Below are 26,907 nucleotides of genomic sequence, written 5' to 3' on the forward strand. Positions count from 1 at the left end.
GCATAAAGATTGCAATGGATTGAAAATAAATTCTTAACTTTACAGTTGGAAAGACTACGAAGTCAGGCTAAGAGAAAAAATGGGTAATATGTTTTTTGAATATAATAATCAGAAGATAAAGGAGGTTGTGCTTTATATCCTGAGTAAGGCTGGAGATACTGGCTATTTCCGTCTGATGAAGACTATGTTTTGTGCAGACAGACAGAATCTACTTAGATGGGGCGACCAGATAACAAATCTTGATTATTACGCCAGAAAGCATGGACCTGTTCCCACAAGTGTTCATGATGGACTATTGTCTGTTTATCGGGGTGCTCCAAGCGAATTCTCGGATATTCTTACAGTGAAGGGCAACTTTATGATGGTTCACCCTACACGAGAACCCAATTTAGAATATCTGTCCGAGACAGATAAAGAATCAATAGACAGAGCAATCAGTGAACTGAAAGGAAAGAACCGTAACGAGATAGAAACATATTTGCATGAGAGCGTGTACCATCGGATATTGAATTCTGAGCAGAAGAAGTATTCTCATGTTGATATTGTCATGTCGGCTGGGGCTACCGAGAGCTAAAGTTAGGCATGAGGATCAAATTCTTAGTGCGCTGTTATGAGTCCTACGGGGGATATTGAAATCGGGAACATCTATAAAATTGCAGCAAAATACAAAAGGGATGACTAATCTGTCATCCCTAGGTTTGTGCAGCGGTGGGTGGATGTACTTCATATAGATTTAGTTTACTGCTCCAGTTTAAGGGGCTTGAGATTTAAATATTCAGCACGGGCGTCGAAGCAAGGACAGTCCTTCTTGACCCGGGGAAGGTCACGGTGGCCAAGAATCTGGGCATCGGGGTAATCGGCCTTCAGAGCACGAAGTAGGGCGATGAGGGCGTGCTTCTGGGCTTCGGTGCGGGTATCTTCGGCTTCGCCTTTCTCGTTGAGACCTCCCTCGTAGACGATACCAAGGGAGCACCAGTTGTAGCCTTTGACATGGATGCCTTGGACGCTCTCAGAGAGCAGGGGGATGATGTCGCCATTGCGACGGACGTACCAGTGATAGGATACTTGGCCCCACTTCTGCTTGCCTGTGTTTATCAGGGACTCCACGCTGAAAGGACGGTCGCAACGGTTAGCAGCGCAGTGCACGACGAGATACTTCACAACTTTTAGAGGTTTCATTTCACACAGATTTAGATGTCACACAGATAGCTGGTTTTTTCTTAAGTCCCGCAGATTTTGAGTCCCTTGATAAGGGACGGCTATAAAGCAGGGTTATGCCTTTGGGCTTACGCCGCTTCCCGATTAACGGGAACGCTCAAATCTGCGGGACAAAAAACATTAGAACCAATGGGGAGCGCAACTCTGGACGGCGAGAGTACCAGCGATGGTGGTGATGATTGTGGCAAGGAACTTCAGAACCTTGGCCACGTTATTCCAATTAACTTTGATCATATTCAAGAATTGAATTAAAAATTTAAAGTTTTTATTCAAAGATGAAAGAGGGGATGCAAGTGCGCAAGCTGCGTTCACGAGAGTATTGTCAAGAATTGAAGAATTCGAGAATTGAAGTGTCTTCACTGGGTTCTCGTCGCTTTGCCCCGGACACATCTCACATCATCCCTCTAACATCTTACATCAGATATGAACTAGTTGACCTTCAGCTTAATTGACCTTCGGTCGATTGATGTCACGACTCGACAGTGATTAAGCGAGCTTATCACTGCTCTCGCTGCTCCGTCAATTCAGGCCTCCATCACCACCGCCTGTGGCACCACCGTTGCTGTTTCCGTTATTGTCACCAGAATTAGGGGTCAGGGTTCCTGTGTTGCCACCATTAGAGCCGCCATTGCTGTCGCCTCCAGTTCCAGAAGTTCCAGAGTTCGAGCCATTACCTGATTCCGAAGATCCAGATGACTTCTTAGAAGTCTCGATGAGGTCCTTGATATTCATGAAGGCGGCTTTCTTTTTCAGCATCTTCGATGAGAGGTTGTTCACATCGGTGCGGCTGGGGGCAAAGCAGAGGTACAGACCCTGGATGTTGGCGCCGAGGTTGAAGTCGGACTCCTTCAGGGTGCCGGTGCTCTTGACAGAGAGGTAGAAGGTGCCGAGTTCGCCGAACTGCACTTTCTTACCCTCGAGAAGCTGCTCGAGCATACAGTTCTGCAGTTTGTTGGCAACGCCGAGGCAGACATCTTCGCCATAGACTGAGTTGTGCTCAGACATGTGCTTGCAGAGCTCCTGGTAGCTCATGGTCTTGGTAGAGACCACGCGGCCATACCATTTGCCGAAGGCTGCTGTCTTCTCGTTGTTGTTTCGAGTTACTTTTACTAGTACGGGCATTGTTGTAAAGTTGAGAGTTGAGAGATGAGAGTTGAGAGTTGGGGCTGCGCGCAAGGCCTTGGTCTTCACTCAGAAGGGATTTTCCCTTTTCGCTTACAAAGATACGACATTCAGAGAGGGGGATTTCCGGTATATGCCGATTCTTGCCGATACTAGTAGATGGATGCGGATTCTTGCGGATTAGGGACTGGTATCGATGCAATAGCGGTCGACAATCCATTTGACTACATTGGGAGGCAAGGCTCCCTTGCCCTTGGGCATGCCCAGGCGCCAGAGGTACTTCTGGTGGGGCTTTATCCAGTTGCGCAGGGTTCTTACATCTACCCCTGCATAAGCAGCTAACTGCTGACGTGTCATTGCTTTCATAAAGGTTACTGAATTAGGATAGATTGAACGCGGAATTCGAGGCGAATTTAGCGTGAATTCGACGCGAATGTAGGCTATATAAGAAAGGGAAACGAATTAGCATAATTACTTTTAATTTCTATCAAGAATTAGAGAATTACCCTTGTGTCTCATACAAGAAGTCGACGAGGTCGATCTTGCGCTGTTTCTGGTCGTAGGAAGCTTGGGATTCCAAGAGGGGAGAGACGCGGAGGGGATAGCGGAAGTTGTAGAGGCGCTGGGCTTCGAGGGCGACCTGAGTCCACATGCGGAAGGCTTCGCCTTGCGGGTCGGTATCGGGGAAGATGATGACTTTGTGATTCACCAGCGGCTCCAGGAGCTGGGGCTTGAAGGACTGGAGGCCACCGCAGGAGAGCCAGAGGAAATCCGGGAATTTCTCGGAGAGGATTACCGCGGATTTCTCGGACTCCACGATAGCAATTTTCTGTGGTCCCGCAGAAATAGCGGAAATATCAGAAATCAAGTGCAGGCCGAAGAGGCAGTGCTGGAGTTCGTAGTTGGCGGGGAGCTTATCTTTCATTAGGTGGTGTACCCACGTGGGTTTGTGCTCCTTGTCGCGGTGACAGTCGGAGAGGTAGTACATGATCTTGCCGGTATGGACGCGCTGCTGGTCGTCGATCTCCCAGAAGATAACGCCGCCTTCCTTGGAGCAGCCGAGACGGTAGCGGTTAGCAGCAGATGACAGCTGGGTCTGAGAGAGGTAGCCCGCAGAGACAGCGGATTTACAGAACTGGGAATCCAAGGACAAGGACCTTGTAACGAGGTCAGGGGATAAAGGAACCACGGATTGCTTAGGTCCCGCAGAAATCGCAGAAACCGCAGAAATTTCTTTTTTCTCGACCACGGATTTAGCGGATTGAACGGATGGCTTATCCTCTATCAGGACGACTTGGAACTCGTTGACGAGCCAGTCGCAGGCTTCGATGAAGGATTTGTTGTCGTAGTCCTGCACCAGCTTGATGACATCGCCACCTTTGCCACAGACAAAGCACTTATAGATGTTCTTCGTCTTGTTGACGTGCATCGAGGGATGCTTATCGTCGTGGTACCAGCATGTGGCGCGCTTCGTGAACTTGCCCATGCCATAGAGCGAGATGCCTAGCTTGGAGCAGACATCGAAGATGGGTACCTCGCGGATTCTTTTAAGATTTAAATCATCGTACTTCATAACTTTGAAATTTTTTCCTGCGGTGAAGGCTCTGGGGGCCCCCACATACTACATTCTCTCTCGTAGAGAGAATTACGTATGGGGTCATACGCTTCACCTACGGAGTTAAAAGGGGAGGTCTTGCTCCACGGGATCCTGGGGCTCGGGAAGGGGGAGTATGTACTCCTTTTTGCCGAAGGGATTGGTGGTGCAGAGGAGGATCTTGTCGGCGACGGCCTTCTGCAGCATCTCGTCGTGGAGCTTGGGCTTGATGGCATTGGTGGCATCGTAGATCTGAGTCTTCAGCATGTCCTCCTGATAGGGCTGACCGGGGGTCATGATATCGGTGAAGAGGTGCTTGACATCGAACACGTATTTGCGGCCCTCCTTGTGGGCGTAGCGCGGATTCATGTCGGGCAACTTGTTGGTGCCCTGCTGCATCTTGGCGGCCATCTTCTGCTGAGAGCGGAACTGTGCCTCGACCAACTCCTCGTGGGTACACAGATAGGGCAACCCCTGATCGTTGACAGCGAACTGGAGCGGCGTGGGGATATCGTACTTACGGGTATCGGTCTGAGCCCAGGTGAAGATGCGCTCAGAGCTCTTGGCACACTCATAGACCTCAAAAGCCTTGTTTTTGAGTTCGGTGCCTATCCAGCCACGGAGGTTGCGATCTTCCTGCGACTTGTTCTGGTGGAGCACGCACACGATGGCACAATGGTTGTCGGAAGCCAAGCGCATGAGTCGCTCGATGGTGTCTTGCGCCACCACGCCATCGTTGATATCGGCCACGAGGTCGCGAATACCGTCGAGCACCACCAGGTCGGGTTGGTAGCGCAGCACAAAGAGTTCCAGAATGCCTATGCGGTCGGCCATGGCTTCGCCACGAACATTGAACACATCCATCAGATCATTAGGAAACTGATCCTCGGCTATGCCTGTGAGGGGAATGATACGATTGCGCAGGATGTCTTGCGTCGACTCCTCGCTCTGCTCGGTATCATACCACAGCACGTGCAACCGCTTAGGCTCGATCCGTTCGACGGAGAGCAACTGGTTGCGAAAGCACAGGGCCATGAGGATACTGCTGACAAATGTCTTGCCGCTCTTGGCTTTGCCCGACAGACCGGTGAGCTCGCCCCGCGCAAAACAGGGCTTGCCGGCCAGGCGGAACAGAAACTCCATGGGAGGGAGCTTGGTTTGGGGCGTGATGCGCCTTCGGGCCTCCAACTGGCGCAGGCGCTGCTCCTGCTCGCAGGAGATGCCGGCAAGGCAGAGCTCCGAGCGAATCAGGCGCACAGCACTGGAATTCCAGGAGGATAATGATTCATGGTTCATGATTCAAGTTAATCATCTGTTATTAAAATATTCGTAATTCGGTGGTAGCGGCGCCTATACAGACGCCTAATACAGGGTGGTCGCTGCTTCCGCTTGCTTGCCTGGTGGTCAATTTGGTCGGCGTAGGTCGGAAGGATGTGATTGTACGTGTAGTCAATCAGCGTGTCGACCCGCTGTTTGAACTCATCGCGATCGAGGTGATACATGGTGTGAAGTGTGATGCGCAGTAAGCGCTTTGATGGGATGTTGCGGGGCTCGTCGGGCTTAAGCCATTTGGCATTTACGCCCGCAATTTGTACGAGAGCTCTAGTGAGCCCCTTAATGCGTTTCGTTCCTAAGAGGATACGCGCCATAAGCTCTCGTTCTGAGCCTGCCTCAATGAGAGGAATTGCCCTTGATTTGAAATTAATCATAGTTTACGTAAATTTAAAGTTATGATTGATTAATGTTGGCGGCACTTCGACCGCCTGTCGTGTACAAAGATACGGAGATTCCGTGAGATGGCGTAGACGGCTATAGGCGTCTACATCCTTAAAAAGTTTAACCTTTCAGGTCTGATTTTAACTATTGTAAATACGAAAATCGATAATTATTAGATAAAAGGGTCGCGCTGAGGGCGCAACGATAAAGTTGGTAAAAAAACAGAAAATATTAAATAACAAAGCAATATGAAGTACTTAATAGTAGTGGCGCACCCAGATGATGAGGTGTTGGGATGTGGCGCATCCATTTATAAGTGGACTCGCAATGGTGATACTGTGGATGTATGCATAATGAGCGCAGAGGCGAAGGCAAGGGCTTTCCGTCCGGAAGATAATGAACTGGAGGATGATACGCACAAGGCTCTGGCATACATCGGCGTGAACAAGGAGTATGAGGGTACGTTCCCGAATATCGAGATGAATACGGTATCGCACCTGAAACTGGTGCAGCACATCGAGGCGGCCATCAAAGAGAGTGAGCCGGACATTATCATCACACATCATCCTGCAGACACGAACAACGACCACCTGCAGACCTCGATGGCCTGTCAGGAGGCTATCCGCTTGTTCCAGCGCAGGCCGGAGGTGAAGCGATTGAAGGAGTTCTGGTATATGGAGGTTCCATCATGTACGGAGTGGAAAATAAACAATGCGATGCAGGACTTTGTGCCTAACTGTTATGTGGAAGTTGGTAAGGATGGCGTAGATGCGAAGATTAAGGCTCTGTCGATGTATAGAGGCGTAATGCGTCCCTATCCTCATCCACGGTCTGCTGAATACATCTCTGGCTTGGCTGCAGTGAGAGGAAGCCAATGGGGCGTAAACTATGCTGAGGCATTTGAGGTGGTATTGAGAAATTATTAAAAAGGTGCGAAATGAAGATCACGCAAGCTGTATTAGATAAGTTAACAGAGCAGGCGAAAGCTTCGCCAAGGCTCAGGATGAACCAGGATCTGAGGGATTCTGAGAATGACGGGTCGCAGAGGATGCTGAACGCTATTGAGCCTGGCTCTCCTCTGCCTATACACAGGCATAGGCATACCAGCGAGACAGTGGTATGTCTGCGGGGCAGGTTAGTGGAGGAGTTCTATGATGAGTTAGAACGGACTTGCACAGAGGCGATAGAACTATCACCGAATGGCCCTGTGGTGGCGCTGAACATTCCTGCGGGGCAGTGGCATACTGTCCGTGCGTTGGAGAGTGGTACCGTGATTCTGGAGATGAAGAACGGAAAGTATGAACCCATTCAGGACTGCGATGTCCTCCGATAAAGTTTAGAGTTAGTATGCAAATGGAAAATATAACAGACAGACTTCGAGAGTTTATTGAGGATGAGGCTCGGTCGGGCTCCATGGATTTTGGATGTATAACACCTCTTTATGTCTATAGGATGTGGGGAGGCAGCGTTTCGATAGAGGAGATCGAAGCGGGGCTTCAGGAACTACGAAAACAAGGACTGCTGCCGTGATGAAAACAAAAATATAATAAGAAGATATGTCAATCATAAGACGTGAGAAATCGAGAATCGGCATGTATCATGTGTTGGTGCAGGGTGCCGGTAACAACGAGCTGTTCCACGACGATGAGGATTATCAGGTGTTCGTGGAGTATCTGGCAAAGCTGATGAAAGAGGCATGGGCGGAGGATGACGAGCCGGACAGGCCGTATTTCCATACGTATGCCTACTGTCTGACACCGAAGCAGTTCCGACTCATCGTGAAGGAGGAGAAGTACCAGGTGAGCGCAATCATGCAGAGTATATCACAGTTGTACTCGCGATATTATTCTGGTAAGTATAATAGCTATGGGCCTTTGTACCGCAGACGCTACTATAGTGAACCAATCAACGATGATGAGCGGCTGGAGGTGGTGATGCGGTATGTGCATCAGGAACCGCTGAGACTGAGACCACAGATTTCACGAAATGGTGGAATGACGGAGGCACTGGATGAATGGGCTTGGAGCAGTTGGCATGAGTATGTGGGACTGGGAAGTGACTTGCCAATCGTATGCGAGAAGCCTGACGCTTGTCATGGTTTGACGGCAGAACAGTGGCGAGATTTATTGAGTAAGCCGCTTCCTGAGGGCACGAAGTGTTTGGAACCGAAGGAATATCGCTCACCGAAGCCAACGGAGACACAGGTGCTGAGCATGGTGCGACTGATGACGACAGCCACGAACTGGGCGGAGTTTAATGCCTTCCCGAAAGACGAGCGCCTGAAAACCATTAAGCAGCTGCTGCAGAACGGGGCCTCCATCCGCCAGATGGAGAAACTGACGGGAATAGGAAGAGGAGTGATACAGAACCTATAGAAAGTGAAGAATGAAGAATCGGCTACCGCTATCAAGAGTGTAGTCTAGAGATAATGAGAGCCGAGGATGCGATGTGCATTCTCGGCTCTTTGCGTATGTTCGATGGTTGGTTATCCTATTATCGCCTCCATATTGCTATTCAGAAAATTCTCCAGACTCACGCCACCGGTTCCAACCACAAACGAACGTTTAGGGTGGAAGGCCTCTACAAACTCGGGCAAGCCGGAATTCATCCCCCTGCGGCCACTCTTCACCTCAATGGCTGTCGCCTCACCATCGCGCACAATCACAAAGTCCACCTCCAAGTCGCCTAGAGAAGCATTTCTCGACGGCTCACGCCAGTAGTACACCTTATAGTCCAGCTCGTCGGCCATACTCATCAGGTGCGCTCCTACGGCACTCTCCACCCAGCGGCCCCATGTCTTTGTATCCGTTCTGTCTGTCACAAAACCACGCCCCTTGTAGGCCGTCAGCAAGGCATTGTTATACACCTGATACTTGGGGATGGAGCCCCTCTTGCGCGCCTCGTCGTTGGCATATTTTTGCAAGCCCGTCAACAGGGCGCACTGGTCTAAAATCTCCAGATAGCCGGCCAGTGTGGTCACATTGCCCGCATCCTGCAACTGCCCCATCATCTTGGTGAGCGACAGGATTTCTGCCGAATAGCTGCACCCCAGCTCGAACAGCTGTTTCATCAAGGCTGGCTTATAGATGTTCGACGTCATGATCACGTCCTTCTCGATGGCCGGAGCCACCAGCGAGTCCTTGATGTATTTCCGCCACCTGCGCTCGTCCTTTATCATGTGCGCAGGCCCGGGATAGCCGCCAAAGTAGATATACTCGTCCAGCGATATTCCAAAGGCATCCCGCATCTCTTGCAGGCTCCAGTGTGGCATCCTGATCAGTTCGAACCTGCCCGCCAGCGATTCCGTCAGTCCCTTCTTCAGCAGCAGACGGCTACTCCCCAGCAGCACCACCTTCAGGTTCACGTGATTGCGCGAGTCGGCATCCCATTCCCGTTTTACCATCTCGCTCCAGTTCTCAATCTTCTGTATCTCGTCTATCACCAGCAGGTACTCATCCAACTTTCTGAGCATCATCGTGGTGCGGGCAGACTCCCAAACGCGATGTATCCAGTCGCTATCCTTCGGGTCAACCGCATCCGCCACCTCAATGGTATGGGGAATGGTCACCTGTGCCAGCACCTGATTCACCAGGGTGGACTTCCCTACCTGTCGTGGACCGGCCAGCACCTGCATAAATTTTCTGGGTTCCAGAACCCGTTCCTTTAGTGTATAGAACTGTTTACGAATATATTCCATTGCTCAAATCGATATAATATTTTACTCAATTCTCTTTATGCTTTTACTCAAATTACGCTGCAAATTTACTCAATTCTTTCGACATATCAAAATATTTTCATAATAAATAGTGAAAGTTCGTTCATGGATGGGAATAGGAAGAGAACCTATAGAAAGTGAAGAATGAAGAATCGGCTTCGCCGGTGAAGAGTGCGCTCGGCGACGATAGGAGACGCTTGTTCCGAAGGTTTAGGCAAAACTCCATATTTATTATAAAAACACTCTTCGCGTGGAAATTGTACAGAATTTGATTCAAAATTTAACAGGAACTTTGGTGATTCTTAATTAAATGCTTACTTTTGTACGGTATTACGATAGTACAACAACATGACAAAGAAGCATATAATACAGATATTTGAAGATAAAAAGGTTCGTACAGTATGGGATGACGAACAGCAAAAGTGGTTTTTCTCCATTGTAGATGTATGTGAAGTACTTGCAGAAAGTAAAGATCCTGCTGCATATTGGCGCAAGCTAAAACAGAGACTCAAAGCAGAGGGCAATGAAACCGTGACAAATTGTCACGCTTTGAAGATGCTTGCACCCGATGGTAAAAATCGCTTGACAGATGTTGCTGACATGTCACAGTTGTTCCGACTTATTCAGTCGATCCCATCGAAGAAAGCAGAGCCATTCAAAAACTGGATGGCAGAAGTCGCTGCAAAGCGTATCGATCAGATGCAAGATCCAGAGTTGAACTATGAACAAGGGTATGAAGACTATCGTAGATTGGGCTACTCTGACCGATGGATTAACCAGCGTCTTAAAAGTATCGAGGTCCGTAAGGAATTGACAGATGAATGGGATAGAGCCGGAGTGAAGGATGGACAGCAGTATGCTTCGCTGACAGATATTATTACTCGTGGCTGGAGTGGTAAAACTACTAGGCAGTATAAACAATACAAAGGTCTTAAGAAAGAAAGCCTGCGTGATAATATGACTAATATTGAATTGGCTTTAAATACGCTGGCTGAGGCTTCTGCAGCAGAAATTAGCAAAGCTCAAAACCCCAAAGGGTACAAGCAGAGCGTTGTAGTTGCAAGAAAAGGAGGAGAGATAGCTGGTGATGCCCGTAAGAAGTTGGAAAAACAGATTGGACGCTCTGTTGTGACAAAAGAAAAGGCTTCTGATTACTTGCCACCTACTGATAGATGGGAGGCACTTCCAGAAGATACTGATGAAGATTAATATTTCCCCAATGCTCGGCGACGATAGGAGACGCTTGTTCCGAAGGTCTCAAGAAGAATGAAGAATCGGCTACCGCTATCAAGAGTGTAGTTTAGAGATAAAGAGGGCCGAGAATGCGGATGTGCATTCTCGGCTCTTTGCGTATAGTAACTAAACCATTCATGTTTTATTTTAATCGGTGAAACTTTAGTGTGTTTCACCAATTATTTGTATCTTTGCACACGCAAACTGAAAACTAATTACTAACAATACAAAAAGTCAATGAAATCAAAATTTTATGCTTTGATGACACTACTGCTCATGTTGTGTGCTGTAGCAGGTAGTGCTAAGAAGGTACATACGTTGGGCGACTCAACGATGGCACCTTATGATGAGTCAGCCACCAATACGCGCGGTTGGGGTATGTATTTCGGAAACTTCCTCACTAATGGATGGACATCGGTTAACTATGCCAAGGGCGGTCGTGACTCGCGTGGCGGCTACAACGAATTGTGGCAGAACGCTAAGAACAATGTGCAGGAAGGCGACTACGTGCTCATACAGTTTGCCCATAACGATGGTAAATATAATGGTGTGGATAATCTGGAACTTCAGAAATACTACACTGATAAGGGTGATGCTACGAACGCTGCTGCCGTGAAGAGCGACGGACGAGGCACTACACCATCAACCACCTATAAAGACTGCTTGAAGCAGATAGTTGATGCAGTGAAGGAGAAAGGTGCAACACCTATCCTCGTTTCTGCTGTGTGCCGTTGCTATTTTGGCAGCGACAACAAGATTACACGTCCAGGTCGTCATGACTTGGGCGATAAGTATGATGCCATCGTCAACGGCGAACTGAAGACTGGACAGAAGATTGCCGCTACTGACCATACGATGGACTACAGTTACCAGATGCAGCAGTTGGCTACTGAACTCAACGTAGCCTTCATAGATATGACCACGGCGACAAAGAATCTTTATGAGAGCTATGGAACCTATGATAAATGTTATGCAGCCCTCTTTGATAAAGGCGGTGAGAAGGACAATACCCACTATAACCTGACAGGTGCCCTGACAGCAGCCCGCCTGTGTGCACAGCTGATGAAGGAGAAAGGCATCCTTGCTGATGATATCGTTATTCCTACAGAACTCTCCATTACTCCAGCTACCGTAGATTTAGGCGAGGGCTATCTTGGCAAGACAGCCATGAAAGAACTTACTCTTAGTGGTTTGGGACTGGAGCCGGCAAGTGGCACAGTAACCATTTCGACTACTGAAGGCATGGCGCTTTCTACTGATAAACAGAACTGGAGCACATCGCTCACTATTGACTACCAGAACGGTTCACTCATCAAGACCTTTTATGCTAAGGTTAATCTGACTACTGTTGGTCAGTATAATGGAACGGTGACCGCAACACAGGGTGACAAGAACATCAGTGTGCCCGTAACTATTAAGGTTGTTGAACTGGGCGGTGGCGATCCCTTCACTGTCGCTTGGACCATGAATAATACTGACAAGGAGAAGGCTACCGTAACAGGTGGTGCCACTGCCGCTGACGTGAAATATGAAGGTCTTGAGACATACGGATATGTAAACGGCTATGGTGCGCTGATTGCTCCCACTGGCAGCACAGGTGCATGGCCTTCGGCTGGCATTGACGACTCGCCAAACCAGTATGTGCAGTTTGCTGTGACTGCTCCTGAGGGCAAGAAACTCGACATCAATAGTATCGCCATGAAGATCAAGGCACAGGGTGGGGGTGCCTTACAGTGCCACACTTACTATTCTACTGATGGATTCGTAACACGCAAGACAATATTCTCTTCGGCTGTACTTACCAGCACATGGAACGAGATACTCTCTGAGGATGTTGTAAAGGTAGAAGAAGGTGAGCAACTGCTCATACGCGTCTATCCCTGGTCTGGACAGGTGGATAACGGTCGCTGGATATGTATCTCTGATGTGGCTGTTAGTGGACAGTCGAAGAATGCTGCTGGTGTGAACATCACGGGTTCTGTTATCTATCAGTTGGACAAGGGCGGACTGAACCAGGGCGACGACGTGACGTTCGACCCCGAGACGCTGAGCGCCGGTTTTGCCGGCAAGAAGTGGTCGGCAGGCTCGACGCTGACCGTCGAGGGCACCATCCAGTATGTAGGCAAGAACGACGAGAAAACGAATCAGACGAAGATTTATAATGGTACTACGGGCAGTCTTAACAGCAGTCGTGTTGACGACAATGCACTCAAGCTGACCCTCACTCCTGAGGACGGTTTTACGTTTGTTCCCTCAAAGGTGAGTTTCAAGGCAGCCCGCTATGGCACCGACGGCGGTAACATCGGTGCTGCCATCAAGGCTGGCACTGACGAGGTGGTGCTGGTAGATAACAAGGGTGTGAACCGTGGTAGTAAGAATCTTGATATTGCCGCGTTCAGCGAGGCTGTCGACGGCATCACCGCCACTGCCGACAAACCGCTGGAGCTGAGTTTCTATTTCCTCGGCTTGGGCAAAACCAAGTCGATGGGACTCTCGGATGTCGTCATCGAGGGACAGCTCGTGGGTGCCGCCGCGCAGGTGACGAAATATGTGCTGAACACCCTTGTGGAACCTGCTGAAGCAGGTACTATCACTCGTGAACCCGAGCTGGAACAGTATAAGGAAGGAACTCAGGTTACATTGAAGGCCATAAAGAACTTTGGATATAAGTTCAAGGAGTGGCAGGATGCTACAGGAGCTCAGGTGAGCACAAATGCCGAGACTACTGTCACAATGGATTCCGAGAAGACCATGAAAGCCGTCTTCGAGTCTGTTCCTGTCTATAAGGTCACAACGAAAGTAACCAACGATGCTGAGCGTCAGTTGGGTAGCATCACCTTGTCGCCCAACGACCATGAAGGCCAGTATGAGGCAGGAACAAAGATAAAGGCAACAGCCAACGAGTCGAAAATCCTGAAGTTCCTATCTTGGACTGATGGTAACGAGAATGCCAATGCTCTAAAGGAACGCGAGATTACGGTGAATAGCGATATGGAACTGGTAGCCAACTACGAGGTGCAGGACTTCATTGCTGTGTTTGATGCCAGCAATACTGCGGCCTACGACTACGAAGGCAAGCCATTTGCTGCCGATGAGGTGTGGGATAATAATCGTAACGCCAAGTCGTGCATCGTTAAGCAGAGTGATGGCACTTTGGTCTATACCAAGGACGGTGGCACTCCTGTAGTACGCAATCGCCAGAGTGTGGTTCTCTCAAGCATCAATGGTCTTTATCAGAACGGATATAATACTGCAGAAATCTCATGGCAGTATCAGTTCTCTACTGTAGGCTTTACATCCGCTACCTTCACTGCTGATATGGCTGCCAAGAATGCTGCTACTAAGAACTGGAAGGCCCAATACTCTGTCGATGGCACTACATATAACGCCCTTGGCGAGGCTTGGCAGATGACAGCCAACGTTGTTACTCCCTTGTCGTTCTCGCTGCCTGCCGATGCTATTGGCAAGGAAACAGTATATGTTCGCATCATGGGTACAGGCACTGAGCTGCTTAGCGACAAATACGCTTTCACTGCCGGTGAGTTCTGTGGACTGAAATATGCAACCAACTCGGAATCAGGAGTGGGCAACGTATATGTGCTTGGCGAGGCTATCGTGACAGACGATGATCAGGCTCCTGCGGTAACGGCTACCATTCCTGCTAATAATGCTACAGGCATTAGCGCTACGGGCAAGATAACAATTTCGTTCGACGAGCGTATCAAGGAGACAGGCATCAAGGCACAGGCTACGTTGGCTGAAGCCGGTGGCAAGACTTTGGCTCTGAATCCCACATGGAACAGTCGTTCGGTATCGTTCAACTATAGCAGTTTGAGCTATGGCACACAGTACACCTTTACCATGCCGGCAAACTATGTGCAGGATTGCTCTGGCAATAAGCTCGCAGAGCCTGTAAGCATCATTTTCACCACGATGCAGCGTCCTACTGTTGAGAAGGCACTCTACGACTTTATCGTGCCCGACAATGGTACTATCACCGAGGCGCTCAATGCTGCCAATAACCGTGCCGACAAGACCACTCGTTATCGTGTGTTCATTAAGAACGGCAACTATGTCTTCGACACCAACGGCAAGACCACGGGTGGTGACAATAAGGAATATGACGACCCACGCTCTTATCTGAAGGCTGCCAATACCAGTTTCATCGGTGAGTCTATGGACGGTGTGGTCATCACCAATAAGACACCTGCTGCTACATGGAACAACGGCTACGGAGACGCTTGTCCGTTGGAAGGCATTGGCAAGGGTGATGTGCTCATTATTGAGGGCTCAGCAACCAATAGCTATTTCCAGAACCTGACACTGAAATCGTCTATGGGTGATGCCCATGGTCGTGACATCGTGCTCCACGATTATTCTACTCATACCATCTTCAAGGATGCCTGCATTTGGGCTTATCAGGATACATACGTTTCAAATAAACAAGATGGTGCATACTATTTCGAGGGAGGTGTTATCCGCGGACGTACCGACTTTATCTGTGGATCGGGTGATGTATTCTTCAATAAGGTGAACATCATCATGTGTGAGAAAGGTGGTTATATCGTGGCTCCACAGGGCAACAGCAAATATGGCTATGTGTTCAAGGACTGCACTATTGAGGGCGGCAAAAGCGATGTCGATGGTAGTTACTATCTTGGACGAGCATGGACGTCAGCAGCAGAGACCTACTTCATCAATACGACTATGAAGGCTAAGCCTGCCAAGGCGGGATGGCATGAGTGGAACAACGGTCCCACGCGTTTTGCTGAGTACAACTCGATGAATGCCAACGGTGCCGCCATCGATTTGAGCTCTCGTGCTACCACCATCAATGGTACGCCCAACAAACCTGTACTCACCGATATGGAGGCAGATGTGATTGGCGATATGAATAATACCTTTGGCGACTGGCAGCCCACACTGCTTACCGAGCAGGCTCCTGTTCCGGCAGCCATTTCTGTGCAGGGTGTCACTCTTACTTGGGACAACAGTGATTACACAATGTTGTGGGCTGTATGCAAAAACGACAGCGTTGTGGCCTTCACCACCAAGCCAACGTTTACTGCTACGGAGAGTGGTACATACACTGTGCGCGCAGCTAATGAGATGGGTGGCTTGAGTGCTGCATCAAAGAGTATCGTAATCACCGATGAAATGATTTCCGGAATCAGCGCTACGCTAAATGATGAAGGCAAGATAAGAAATGATAATGCCATCTATGACCTGCAGGGCCGCAGAGTGAGTGTTAATGCGAAGAAGGGATTTTATATCATCAACGGACGTAAGGCATTTGTAAAATAAATAACGGTATGAAAAAGTTTTTTGCAGTATTTATAGGCCTCATGATGGGCGTTATCCTGAAGGCTGAAAACTACCCCTACAAGAGCGATTACCTGTGGGTGACAGTGCACGACCCAGTGATGGCTAAAGAGGGCGATACTTACTATCTCTACTCCACAGGCATGGGCATACAGCGCATGACTTCAAAGGACCGCAAGTCATGGACCATAGAGCGTCAGCCTGTGATGACCGTTATCCCCGGCTGGACCACCGACTCCGTGCCAGGATTCCGTAATCATGTATGGGCGCCCGATGTGATTAAGTGGCATGACCGTTGGTGGATGGCTTATAGCTGTTCCACCTTCGGCAAGAACGGCTCTGCCATCGGTCTGCTAAGCAGCCGTTCGCTCGCTTCTAACCGTTGGAAGGATGAGGGATGCATAGTGACTTCTCGTGAGAAACGTGACAACTGGAACGCCATTGACCCTAACTTCATTATTGACGATGCCACCGACACTCCTTGGATGGTCTGGGGCTCGTTCTGGGATGGAATACAGATAGCTCGTCTTGACTCAACGATGCACATCGCCAAGGGTCAGCAGCCGCGCACCATTGCCCGTCGCTACGATCCAAACTACAAGCCAACAGAGCCAAATCCCACGTCGAAATATGCGGGAACAAACGCCATTGAAGCGCCATTCATCTTCAAGCATGGCGGATACTATTATCTCTTTGTGTCGTGGGACTACTGTTGTCGCGGAGCGAAGAGTAACTATCGTGTGGCAGTGGGGCGAAGCAAGACCGTCGATGGTCCCTATCTCGACCGTGATGGCAAAGATATGGCCCAAGGTGGCGGTACGCTCTTCATTGAAGGCGACAAAAAACAATGGGAGGCAGCAGGCCACTGTGCCGCCTATAACTTCGATGGCGAAGACATCTTCATCTGTCACGGCTATAGCACCGCTCACAATGGAGCAGCTCTACTCATCCAGCGCCCCATTACCTGGACAGCTGATGGGTGGCCGATGCTGAAATAGACTTGAAAACATCGAGATTGTTCTGCCAATCTACATTGTTCAATCACATAATCCCCCAATAATATAAAGTCACCTTTGCAGGGTGACTTTTTCGTATATTCAAACATTTTCTTCCCATAATTTTGATTGTTGGAAAATAATTCTTATTTTTGCAGCCAGCAATGATAACCTGTAAAGGGCGAGTGTAGCCTATTAATATTGAAATAACTAACCATTATACTGAATAATAATACTTAACCATATAAACTGCAAAGTTATGATAAAAAATGTATGCTTTTTGATAACGAGCAAAGAATTGATAGCGAAAAAAATATTTGCTATCATGCTAATGATGGTAATACCTATGCTATCGTGGGCAGCTCCCTATACTTTTGACCATGAAGGCTTTACCTATTACGGCGTAATAGGACGTGATGTGTCGATAGTGGCATGTTCCCAGGATGTAGAGCATATAGATGTTCCAGCCAGTATTATTCATGATGAGATTGTGTATAATGTAACAGGAATAAGTGCAAACGTGTTCAAAGACAAGACAACTTTGAAATCCATATCCTTTCCTGACGGTTTAACCTACATTGGAACTTCGGCCTTTGAAGGTTGTACGAATCTTACAACGATAACTCTACCTCCTACAACGTTGGTGGAAATAGGATCATCTGCTTTTAAGGGATGTACTAAGTTAAAGTCCATCAATCTACCCAGTAGCTTAACAACTATAGGTGATGGCACTTTTGAAGGAGCAGGCCTGACTTCTATTAATATACCAGACAATGTGACATCCATCGGTTCTGAGGCTTTTAAAGATTGTGTAGGCTTGACTTCAATCTCTATTCCAAGTGGTATAGAGACGATTTCAAATGGTTTGTTCTCTGGCTGTACAAGTTTGAAAAACATCGTTATACCCAATGGCGTAAAAAGGATAGAAGCCGGATTCTGTGATGGTTGTACTGGTCTTGTTTCCTTATCCATTCCTATGAGCGTGACATATATTGAATCTTCTGCTTTCAGGGGCTGTACGGGTAAAGTCACTATAAATTGTTCCATCCCTAATCCCACGTTCTACGATCACGGCACGTTCAGGGATTCCCAAATAACAGAAGTGGTAATGGGCGATAGCGTGAAGAGCATAGGTCGCTATGCATTCGGCGGATGTACTACGCTAACTACTGTTACTATCGGACAGAATGTTACCAACATTGGTGATTATGCTTTTGACGGCTGTACTGGCCTCACCTCCATCATCATTCCTGATGCCTTGACATCTATAGGTGGCGCAGCGTTCCGTGGTTGCACAAGCCTTACTTCTGCCACACTGGGTAACGGAATGCAGACAATTGGCTCATCAGCTTTTGCTGAATGTAGCAATTTGCAGTCCGTAGCGATACCCACAGGAGCAATTGGCAATAATGCCTTTGCGAATTGCAGCAAGTTGGAAAACCTTACCTTGGGTAATGGCGTGACCAGCATTGGCGATGTTGACGGAGGAGCTGTTTTCGAATATTGTTCCAGCCTGAAAGTCGTGAGTATCCCTAGTAGTGTGATCATCATCGGACGAACTGCTTTCTACGGTTGTACTGGCTTGCAGTCGATTACCATACCGTCGACAGTAACCACTATCGGACAATATGCGTTTGGAGGTGGGTGTACAGGTAAGGCTACAATCAACTGTAGTATACCTGATAATACTGAAGCCTTCAGTTATGATTGCAGGTTTTCCGAAATTATCATTGGCGAGGGAGTTACTCGCATTGGCAGTAATGCATTCAGAGGAAACCCCAGTCTGCTTTCGCTCACGTTGCCAAGAGGCTTGCAGTCCATTGGAAGCAATGCTTTCTATGATTGCCAAAACCTGGCCTCTGTTTATATCCCTGCAAGTGTAACGAGCATTGAGGATAGAGCCTTTCTGATTTGTAGGAAACTGACCCTCGCGCCTGGTTCTGTGCTCTCTTGCGAGATTGGAAATAGTGCATTCGATGGTTGTATCAGCCTCACATCGGTTACTTTTGGCAACGGGGTTGGCAACATTGGTGAATATGCCTTCCGTAGCTGTACTGAACTGGCTACTGTTACTGTACCTGAAGGTGTGACCAAGATGAAGTATATTGGCCAGTATGCTTTCAGTGAATGTGGCAAGATGACTAGTTTTGATTTCCCAAGTAGTCTGGACAGTCTTGGCTATAGTGCTTTTGAGAAATGCAGCAGTCTCAATGCTATTCATCTGAAAGAGGGCGTAAGGGTGCTTGAAGGCTCAACCTTCTTTGGATGTTCAGGCGTTACTTCTGTGTCGCTTCCATCTACACTCCAGAAGATTGGAGGTAATGACTTCAATGGCTGTCAGGGTACGCTCCGTCTGAATGGCAATCTTCCAGATATCCCGAATGTATTCTCTTCTCCCTTTAGTACGGCTAAGTTCAATCATGTTGTACTTGGCGAAGGGGTTACAAAACTTGACGATGGTACTTTCTATGGATGTTGGACATTGATGAATGTAACGGTAGAACGTCCCAATCCCATCTCCATATATAGTAATGTGTTCCCAAATCGTAGTTACAACACTCTTTACTGTCCGAAAGATGGAAAGAACAAATATATGGCAGCAGAATTCTGGAAGGAATTTCAAAATATCAAAGGGTTCCCCGATCCAGATGTGAACCAGGACGGATTTGTGGATGTTGTGGACGTGGTGGACATAGCACGTTTCGTGGTTGGTACGCCCAGCGAATCGTTTGACAAGATATTGGCCGACTTGAACGGTAGCGGTGAGGTGAATGTGGGCGATGCTGTGGTGCTGGTCAACGAGATTGCTGGTGATGTAAACTGGGCAAGACCCTTGCATGCACCAGCAGTGAGCGATGGAATACTGACTTTGACAAGGAATTCCGACCAAAGTCTATCATTCTCATTAAAAAACAACAGCGCATACACAGCCTTCCAATTTGATTTATATATTCCAGAGGAAACGGATGTAGAAAAGATGATGCTGAATACGCTGCGTAAACATAAGCATCAGCTGCTTTATAATAAGATAGAAGATGGTCATTATCGTGTGGCTGCTTTGTCAACTAGCAACAAGGTGTTTAATGGTAATGCAGGCGAACTACTGAATATAGCAGTAAGCGGAATAAGCGGAAATGATATGGGTATCCGCGACATCCACTTCTTCGATGTAGAGGGCAACGACTTTAGGTTTGCAGATATCGCCCTAAGCGAAACGACAGGTATAGAAAAACTCACTTCATCACTTTCTAACGGCGAGAAAGATGTCTATGACTTTCAAGGTCGTAAGATGAAAGCTGGTTCGCTGACGAAAGGACTGTATATCGTTGGTGGTAAGAAGATGATGGTAAAATAATAAAAACATGGTGTTATGAAGAAGTTTATTTTTCTCTTTATGGCAATAGTGCTCAGTCTTATGAGTGCCAATGCCCAAACCATAAGTATTGCTGATGCGACACTGAATCCTGGCGAAACGAAGGTAATAAGCATTGATCTGAACAATACGCAAACGAATATCGTCTCTTTCCAAATGGATCTGTCGCTACCTGATGGTATAACGATTAACAAAGCTGGATGTTCATTAGGTAATAGAATTACAGACGAAGATCAAGAACTTGTAATTGGCAAACAACCTGATGGAAGTATCCGGTTGACTAGCACGTCCTTTGCGTTAACTCCTATCACAGAAACAAGTGGTGAGATTCTTAAGTTGTCACTTTCTGCAGCTAATGCTGCTAAAGGTGGAACTGCATCGTTGAAGAATGTCATTTTAGCTACGAGTAGCTCTCAGAAATTATATCCTTCTGATATCTCTTTCAGAGTGAATGTTCCTTATACTTTGACCTACAAGGTTGATGGCAAGGTTTACAAGACAGCAAGCATTAATTATGGTACAGCAATCATTCCTGAGGCCGCACCAACTAAGGAAGGCTATACCTTCTCAGGTTGGAGTGAGATTCCAGCTACGATGCCTGCGAATGATGTTGTGGTAACAGGTATGTTCAGCATCAACCAGTATACTATGACTTTTGTACTTGATAATAGTCAGGAGAACGTGGTGAAGAAGCAGGACTATGCAAGTGAACTGACGGCTCCTGAGAATCCTGTGAAGACTGGGTTTACCTTCAAGGGCTGGAATCCTGCCGTTCCTGCAAAGGTTCCCGCAACAGACATGACGTTCACTGCCCAGTGGGATCGCAACAAGTACATAATAACTTGGATCGTGGACGGTAAGAGCACTGAGAACGAAGTGGAATATGAGGCTACGGTTGTGAAACCTTCCGATCCTGTGAAGGAAGGCTATACGTTCACAGGCTGGGACAAGGAGATTCCTGCATCGATGCCTGCCAACGACCTGACGTTTACTGCACAGTTCTCTGTCAATAGCTATACTTTGACTTATAAGGTTGATGGTGAGGTGTACAAGACATCAAGCATTGCTTATGGTACAGCAATCACTCCTGAGGCTGCTCCAACTAAGGAAGGACATACCTTCAGCGGATGGAGTGAGATTCCTGCAACGATGCCTGCGAATGATGTAGTGATTACAGGTTCATTCTCTGTCAATAGCTATACTTTAACCTATAAGGTTGATGGTGAGGTGTACAAGACCTCAACTGTTGCCTATGGTACAGCGATAACTCCTGAGGCTGCTCCTACGAAGGAAGGACATACCTTCAGCGGATGGAGTGAGATTCCAGCTACGATGCCTGCGAACGATGTTGTGATTACAGGTTCATTCTCTGTCAATAGCTATACTTTAACCTATAAGGTTGATGGTGAGGTGTACAAGACATCAAGCATTGCTTATGGTACAGCAATCACTCCTGAGGCTGCACCCACGAAGGAAGGTCATACCTTCAGCGGATGGAGTGAGATTCCTGCAACTATGCCTGCGAATGATGTAGTGATTACAGGAACGTTTACTGTCAACAAGTACAAGGTACGCTACTATGTTGGTCAACAACTTTGGGCCGAGGACGAGGTGGAATATGGTGCGAAACTGACGCTGCGTGATTACACGCCTGAGAATACCAGCCGTTATGCGTTCGCTGGTTGGGACGGTGAGAAGTACGAGACAATGCCAGCAAAGGATATCGAGTACCATGCAATGATTATTACAGGAATTGGCAGCCTCAATGCAGATACCGATGGCATCAAAGCCATATTCGACAGCACAGGCCGTAAGTTATCGAAGATGAAGCGAGGCATGAATGTGCTGAAAATGAAGGATGGTACTACACGGAAGGTGTTCCGATAAAGACGGAGCCATATTCTAAAGAGTTTAACTACAAAACAATCGGTTTGAGTCAACTCAAACCGATTGTTGCGTTGTATCGTAAGTGATTATATGTCAAGCGATATATTTCAACTGAACCTTCTTCTGAACCAAAGGGAGAATACTGGGTCGGTGATGTAAAGCTGCTTCATCTCGGAATAGATCAGGTCAGCATGAATGAGAGCATCGCGTAGACGGACAAAGTTCGAGGGGGAGCCAAGATCAAAAGACTTACGTACCTTTTTCTCATTGAAACCTATGTGTATGCCTGAAACAATGGCACGAAGAAGATTCATCTGGTATGCTGATAGCGGCTCGACCTGCTGCATATAAAGCATCTCGTTAGTGCTAATCAGTTGACTGATAGCTGGGGCAATCATGTCTTCTGTGACCGTGTTGCCTTCAGCGGTCATATTGTAAATAATGGAAGCAAGATGCTGAACATAAGACGGGTAGCATTCAACTTCTTCGCAGATGCGTGTGGCAAGGTCATTGCTGATGCAGCGATTGCCATGCTTGAAATGGCTGATGATATAGGGCAGCCAGTCGCTGACAGGTATCTTCTGAAGCCAGATGAGATCGCCAAACTGATAGAAAGGCATGCTCCGATTCAGAAAAATTGCACTCATCATGTGCTGTTTACTACCAAAGAGACAGTAACTGGCATGCTGGTGATGCTGCCAAGCAGCACGCATGCGAGCCTGAATGCTGCGGCTGTCAGTCCATTCGCCCACCTGCTGAAACTCATCGATACAGATTGTGATGTATTTCCCCTTACGTATGGCAATCTCTTCGGCCATATTCAACACTTGATCTGGTGTATGAGTCTCAGGTGTGATGCCCAGCGATACGCTAAATTCTGAGGATGGATCAGGAGAAAGGGATAGCTTTGGTGTCAAGCGCAACAGGAAGTCGCGTGCTTCTTCCATCCACAGTTGTGTTTTTGAAGCAGTTTGCTGGAGCAGGGCAGAAACAAAGGCATTGTAGAACTCGTATTCTGTTTTACAGCCAAAAATGTCTAAGTAGACGGTTATTATTCTTTCATTATTTTGTAATTGTCGGCATACATGTTTTACCAAGGAGGTTTTTCCCCACCGACGTGGTGAGATGAGGATGCTATTCAATCCACCTTCGAAGTCCTTTCGCAAACGTTGACTTTCTTCCGTTCTTCCCGTAAAATTAAAGTCATTTACGGCCACTCCATAAACAAAACTTTTTTCCATAACACGTTGATTTTAAATGCAAAACTACATAAAACAAACAAATTACACAAGTTTGTGAATCACAAACTTGTGTAATTTAGTAATTATTAGGATTTCTCAGTCCCCTATACATCCGAATCAGCGTGGAACCGATGGAGATTTCGGTTTTTCTAAAAGAATACTAAAGGTAATACGCTTTTCTTTTTCTGGGCCATTTCACTTTTCATTCGTTCTATAGCCGACTTAAAGAAGAACGAAATAAGTTATTTTTCATTCACTCATTTCTGAAAAGCGAGTCTGGAGTAGTAGTGAATAGTGACTGAAAATAGTTGTAAGTTAGATTGAAATAGTTGAATCTGTGACACGGATTATTAAATCTGCGTCGCAGATTTAATAATCTACGTCATGGTTTAAATAATCTGTGTCGCAGATTTAAGAATTGCAGTCTGTCTTGGTGAGAATACCTGACTATATCATAATCAATAACTGCCAGAACCTGAAAATATTTGCGATTATGTGAAACTGCAATAATAGAAAGAGAGTGTGTCAAAACACAGGATTCCTTTTAAAAACAACGGATTACACGGATTTTACGGAGGTAAGCCCTGCTGAATCAGCAACTTAGTGAATCCGTTAAATCCGTGTAATCCGTTGTAGTAATTACGATACGCCCTATTATTTGTGATTTGAGCTTGTTTGCTCTGAGCGTTTGGCTTAAACGCTTTACGCGTTCTGTTCGTTGATTTTCTCCATGATCTTTGCTTCGAGCTCTTCGCACAGCTCGGGATTGTCCTTAAGCAGCGCCTTTGTAGCGTCGCGTCCCTGGCCCAGCTTCGATTCACCATAGCTGAACCATGAGCCGCTCTTCTTGATGATCTCAAGGTCAACACCAAGATCAACAATCTCGCCAACGCGTGAGATGCCCTCGCCAAAGGTTATCTCGAACTCTGCCTTTCGGAATGGAGGAGCCACCTTGTTCTTTACTACCTTGACACGCACCTGATTGCCAATGACGTTGTCACCATCCTTGATGGCTGTCACCTTGCGTATGTCGAGACGCACGGAAGCATAGAACTTCAGGGCGTTACCGCCAGTGGTTGTCTCTGGATTGCCGAACATAACGCCAATCTTCTCGCGTAGCTGGTTGATGAATATGCAGGTGGTGTTGGTCTTTGATATGGTAGAGGTGACCTTGCGCAGAGCCTGGCTCATCAGTCGTGCATGCAGACCTACAGCCGAGTCGCCCATGTCGCCCTCAATCTCTTTCTTCGGAGTCAGCGCAGCTACAGAGTCAATGACGATGATGTCGATGGCTGCCGAGCGGATGAGCTGGTCGGCAATCTCAAGTGCCTGCTCACCATTGTCGGGCTGAGAGATATAGAGGTTGTTAACATCGACACCCAGCTTCTGTGCGTAGAAGCGGTCGAAGGCATGCTCAGCATCGATGAATGCTGCAATGCCGCCAGCCTTCTGGCACTCTGCAATGGCATGGATGGCCAACGTGGTCTTACCACTTGACTCAGGACCGTATATCTCGATGATGCGTCCCTTGGGGTAGCCGCCAACGCCAAGTGCAGCGTTAAGTGCTATTGAACCGGTAGGGATGACATCAACTTGTTCTATCTTCTCATCGCCCATGCGCATGATGCTTCCTTTGCCGAAGTCCTTCTCAATCTTCGACATGGCAGCCTGCAAGGCTTTCAGTTTCTCCTGCTGAGGGGTCAATGCTTCGCCCTCTGTCTCTTTCTTTGCCATAAATTATTTTGTTTCTTAGTTGTAATGTTTCGTAGAAATAGGATATGCTGATGTGTGTATCAAGACACATCTTGCAATTTGACTACAAAAATAGGCATATTTTTTCTTCTTTCCAAACAAAACCGCCACAAATGCTGTTTTTTTGCTATTTTGACCTTTTTTCAACATTTTGCTGGGAAAGATGCTCGCAGAATGGTTTTATCTCTCTATAGATTACTTCATCATAGCCATATAGGTCGGGAAGAAGTTCCACTTTACCAGTTTCGGGGTTGGGGTAGGCTGTATAATAAATAATGTATAGAGGAAGGTGGGGTGATACCTGTTGATAGGTGAGCAGACGGAACGGACGTTTTTCATCGTCCTTATGTTCCTTTAAGAATTTCTTGCCTTTGTCGCCCACTGGTGGAATGTCCATTGATATGCGCAGACGGTCAAGCAGCCATTCGTCGGCTTCGGGAAGCATGAAGCATGCGAGCTCGAAAGGTTTCTCTACGCGTATGCAGCCGTGGGATAGTGTGCGCTTCTCTCGGGTGAAAGCACGGCGGTTGTTTGTGTCGTGCAGATAGATGCCGAAGTCATTGGCGAAGCGAAACACTATACGTCCAAGGGAGTTGTCTGCACCACCAAGCTGTCCTACACGCAGATGACCTTCCTCAAGCTCTTCAGCAGTGACATCGGCTACGCGGAGCGTGTCGCCGGAACTCTTCTCTAAGATGTAGTAGTTGTTACGTGCAAAATAGGCGGAGTCGCCGGCATGGCGCAGAAAGTCGGTCTTGACGATGGTTTGTGGCACTATCCAGTCGGGGTTAACCTGCATGTGGCTAATCTCGCTGCACAGCAGAGGCGTTTTGTTGGTTACTGCGCCACAGCATATACGCATGTTTAGTACAGAGTCGGAACAGACTGCCCACAGCTGCTGTGCAGGGATGTTGACTATGATGTGCTTGCCTGACGTGTCAGAAGGACGCTTCATTCTCCAACGGCAACGCTCCATGTTGACAGCGAGTTTCTGGCGCACCTTCGGATCTTTTGTCTTTGCCATCTGTTGGCGTAGCGCCTTGCTTACTGCGTCTTGTGGCAGAGATGTTATGAGATGGTTGAGACGATTGTCAGACGACAGCATCTCAACGCTCTCCGTATATTCAGGCGTCTCAACGTCATAGGCGAACAGTTGTGCAAATACTTTTTTCTCGGTGTTCGGCTTATACTCCAGTTTGTTGAACACCTGTTGAGGGCGCATGAAACCATAGCGCTGTCCGGCGCAATAGCGCACATAGGCTTTCGACAGATAATAGTCGAGATGTGGAAGAACGTCGTTGATGTCTATGTGGAGGGAGTCGAAAGCAAGCTGATGAATGATGCTTAGGTCAGAAGCTATCTGAGGGACAAAGAATGCTGTGCTGTCAAGTCCGGCAAGGGGCAGCTCACGTCTCAACGTGGCAAGCAGCGAGTCTGCACCTGCCGACATGCCCATGGCGGTGAACCACAGAGGACTGCTGCCGAAGTCGGTCATCTCCTCATAGCGCTTTCTTACAGCCTTGTCGGCTTTCCATTGTGTTGTGTCATCTTTCACCAATTGCTGAATGCGCTTTTGCATGAGGGCGGCATCGAGCGAATCAACAAAGATGCCGAAGGCTGATTGCTCAGCCTCCGGCAGTTCGCCTGACCCGCCACACGATGAGACGAGTCCCATCGTTGCAATCATCGTGAGTGTGAGATACAGCCACTTCATGCACTAAAAGATGACGGTTAATGGT

General features: G+C 47.7%; 19 protein-coding genes. 9 read left to right on the top strand and 10 right to left on the bottom strand.

Features of this window, described 5'->3' with window-relative positions:
* Positions 1 to 79: 79 nt before the first annotated feature.
* The gene (locus M1L52_RS08285; protein ID WP_248614463.1) at positions 80 to 574 is read left to right on the top strand and encodes a Panacea domain-containing protein; all 495 of its coding nucleotides are present in this window, start codon (positions 80 to 82) and stop codon (positions 572 to 574) included.
* 164 nt (positions 575 to 738) lie between these two features.
* Here M1L52_RS08285 and M1L52_RS08290 read toward each other — a convergent pair whose 3' ends face one another.
* The 6 genes from M1L52_RS08290 to M1L52_RS08315 form a co-directional block, all read right to left on the bottom strand.
* A complete protein-coding gene (locus tag M1L52_RS08290) occupies positions 739 to 1,179 on the bottom strand; it encodes an N-acetylmuramoyl-L-alanine amidase (RefSeq protein WP_248614464.1) in 441 nt (146 codons plus the stop codon).
* 159 nt (positions 1,180 to 1,338) lie between these two features.
* Positions 1,339 to 1,452, bottom strand: a complete 114-nt coding sequence (locus tag M1L52_RS08295) for a DUF6486 family protein (RefSeq protein ID WP_248614465.1) — start codon at positions 1,450 to 1,452, stop codon at positions 1,339 to 1,341.
* Positions 1,453 to 1,737: 285 nt separating this feature from the next.
* Positions 1,738 to 2,340, bottom strand: a complete 603-nt coding sequence (locus M1L52_RS08300; RefSeq protein WP_248614466.1) for a hypothetical protein — start codon at positions 2,338 to 2,340, stop codon at positions 1,738 to 1,740.
* 180 nt (positions 2,341 to 2,520) lie between these two features.
* Positions 2,521 to 2,706 (bottom strand): hypothetical protein, encoded by a 186-nt coding sequence (locus M1L52_RS08305; protein ID WP_248614467.1) that lies wholly within the window; start codon positions 2,704 to 2,706, stop codon positions 2,521 to 2,523.
* A 136-nt stretch (positions 2,707 to 2,842) separates the two neighbouring features.
* A complete protein-coding gene (locus M1L52_RS08310) occupies positions 2,843 to 3,913 on the bottom strand; it encodes a DUF6371 domain-containing protein (RefSeq protein WP_248614468.1) in 1,071 nt (356 codons plus the stop codon).
* Positions 3,914 to 4,018: 105 nt separating this feature from the next.
* Positions 4,019 to 5,230, bottom strand: a complete 1,212-nt coding sequence (locus M1L52_RS08315; protein WP_248614469.1) for an AAA family ATPase — start codon at positions 5,228 to 5,230, stop codon at positions 4,019 to 4,021.
* A 668-nt stretch (positions 5,231 to 5,898) separates the two neighbouring features.
* Between M1L52_RS08315 and M1L52_RS08320 the strand changes: the two genes are divergently transcribed.
* The 3 genes from M1L52_RS08320 to M1L52_RS08330 all read left to right on the top strand — a co-directional run bounded on the left by M1L52_RS08320 (position 5,899) and on the right by M1L52_RS08330 (position 8,025).
* Entirely contained in the window at positions 5,899 to 6,576 is a 678-nt protein-coding gene (locus M1L52_RS08320; protein WP_248614470.1) for a PIG-L deacetylase family protein, read from the top strand.
* A gap of 11 nt (positions 6,577 to 6,587) precedes the next feature.
* Positions 6,588 to 6,983 carry a WbuC family cupin fold metalloprotein gene (locus M1L52_RS08325; protein WP_262917956.1) on the top strand — a complete coding sequence of 132 codons (396 nt, stop codon included), beginning with the start codon at positions 6,588 to 6,590 and terminating at the stop codon, positions 6,981 to 6,983.
* Positions 6,984 to 7,206: 223 nt separating this feature from the next.
* Positions 7,207 to 8,025 (top strand): transposase, encoded by an 819-nt coding sequence (locus tag M1L52_RS08330; protein ID WP_248614471.1) that lies wholly within the window; start codon positions 7,207 to 7,209, stop codon positions 8,023 to 8,025.
* Positions 8,026 to 8,135: 110 nt separating this feature from the next.
* Here M1L52_RS08330 and M1L52_RS08335 read toward each other — a convergent pair whose 3' ends face one another.
* A complete protein-coding gene (locus tag M1L52_RS08335; protein WP_248614472.1) occupies positions 8,136 to 9,347 on the bottom strand; it encodes an ATP-binding protein in 1,212 nt (403 codons plus the stop codon).
* 366 nt (positions 9,348 to 9,713) lie between these two features.
* Between M1L52_RS08335 and M1L52_RS08340 the strand changes: the two genes are divergently transcribed.
* The 5 genes from M1L52_RS08340 (at position 9,714) to M1L52_RS08360 (ending at position 22,175) form a co-directional block, all read left to right on the top strand.
* Positions 9,714 to 10,574 (top strand): Bro-N domain-containing protein, encoded by an 861-nt coding sequence (locus tag M1L52_RS08340; RefSeq protein WP_248614473.1) that lies wholly within the window; start codon positions 9,714 to 9,716, stop codon positions 10,572 to 10,574.
* Positions 10,575 to 10,835: 261 nt separating this feature from the next.
* Complete coding sequence (locus tag M1L52_RS08345) at positions 10,836 to 15,902, top strand: pectinesterase family protein (protein WP_248614474.1); 5,067 nt, start codon at positions 10,836 to 10,838, stop codon at positions 15,900 to 15,902.
* 44 nt (positions 15,903 to 15,946) lie between these two features.
* Positions 15,947 to 16,918, top strand: coding sequence for a family 43 glycosylhydrolase (locus tag M1L52_RS08350; protein WP_248614596.1), 972 nt, complete (start codon positions 15,947 to 15,949; stop codon positions 16,916 to 16,918).
* 322 nt (positions 16,919 to 17,240) lie between these two features.
* The gene (locus tag M1L52_RS08355; RefSeq protein ID WP_248614475.1) at positions 17,241 to 20,270 is read left to right on the top strand and encodes a leucine-rich repeat domain-containing protein; all 3,030 of its coding nucleotides are present in this window, start codon (positions 17,241 to 17,243) and stop codon (positions 20,268 to 20,270) included.
* Positions 20,271 to 20,285: 15 nt separating this feature from the next.
* Positions 20,286 to 22,175, top strand: coding sequence for an InlB B-repeat-containing protein (locus tag M1L52_RS08360; protein WP_248614476.1), 1,890 nt, complete (start codon positions 20,286 to 20,288; stop codon positions 22,173 to 22,175).
* 107 nt (positions 22,176 to 22,282) lie between these two features.
* On the opposite strand, the gene M1L52_RS08365 is transcribed toward M1L52_RS08360, so the two are convergent.
* The 3 genes from M1L52_RS08365 to M1L52_RS08375 all read right to left on the bottom strand — a co-directional run bounded on the left by M1L52_RS08365 (position 22,283) and on the right by M1L52_RS08375 (position 26,882).
* Positions 22,283 to 23,122, bottom strand: a complete 840-nt coding sequence (locus M1L52_RS08365) for an AAA family ATPase (protein ID WP_410896771.1) — start codon at positions 23,120 to 23,122, stop codon at positions 22,283 to 22,285.
* 996 nt (positions 23,123 to 24,118) lie between these two features.
* Positions 24,119 to 25,150 (bottom strand): recombinase RecA, encoded by a 1,032-nt coding sequence (gene recA / locus M1L52_RS08370; protein WP_248614478.1) that lies wholly within the window; start codon positions 25,148 to 25,150, stop codon positions 24,119 to 24,121.
* 145 nt (positions 25,151 to 25,295) lie between these two features.
* Entirely contained in the window at positions 25,296 to 26,882 is a 1,587-nt protein-coding gene (locus tag M1L52_RS08375) for a L,D-transpeptidase family protein (RefSeq protein ID WP_248614479.1), read from the bottom strand.
* Between the last annotated feature and the right edge of the window lie 25 nt (positions 26,883 to 26,907).

Origin of the sequence: Prevotella sp. E13-27, from assembly GCF_023217965.1 — a bacterium.
In the GTDB taxonomy this organism is placed as follows: domain Bacteria; phylum Bacteroidota; class Bacteroidia; order Bacteroidales; family Bacteroidaceae; genus Prevotella.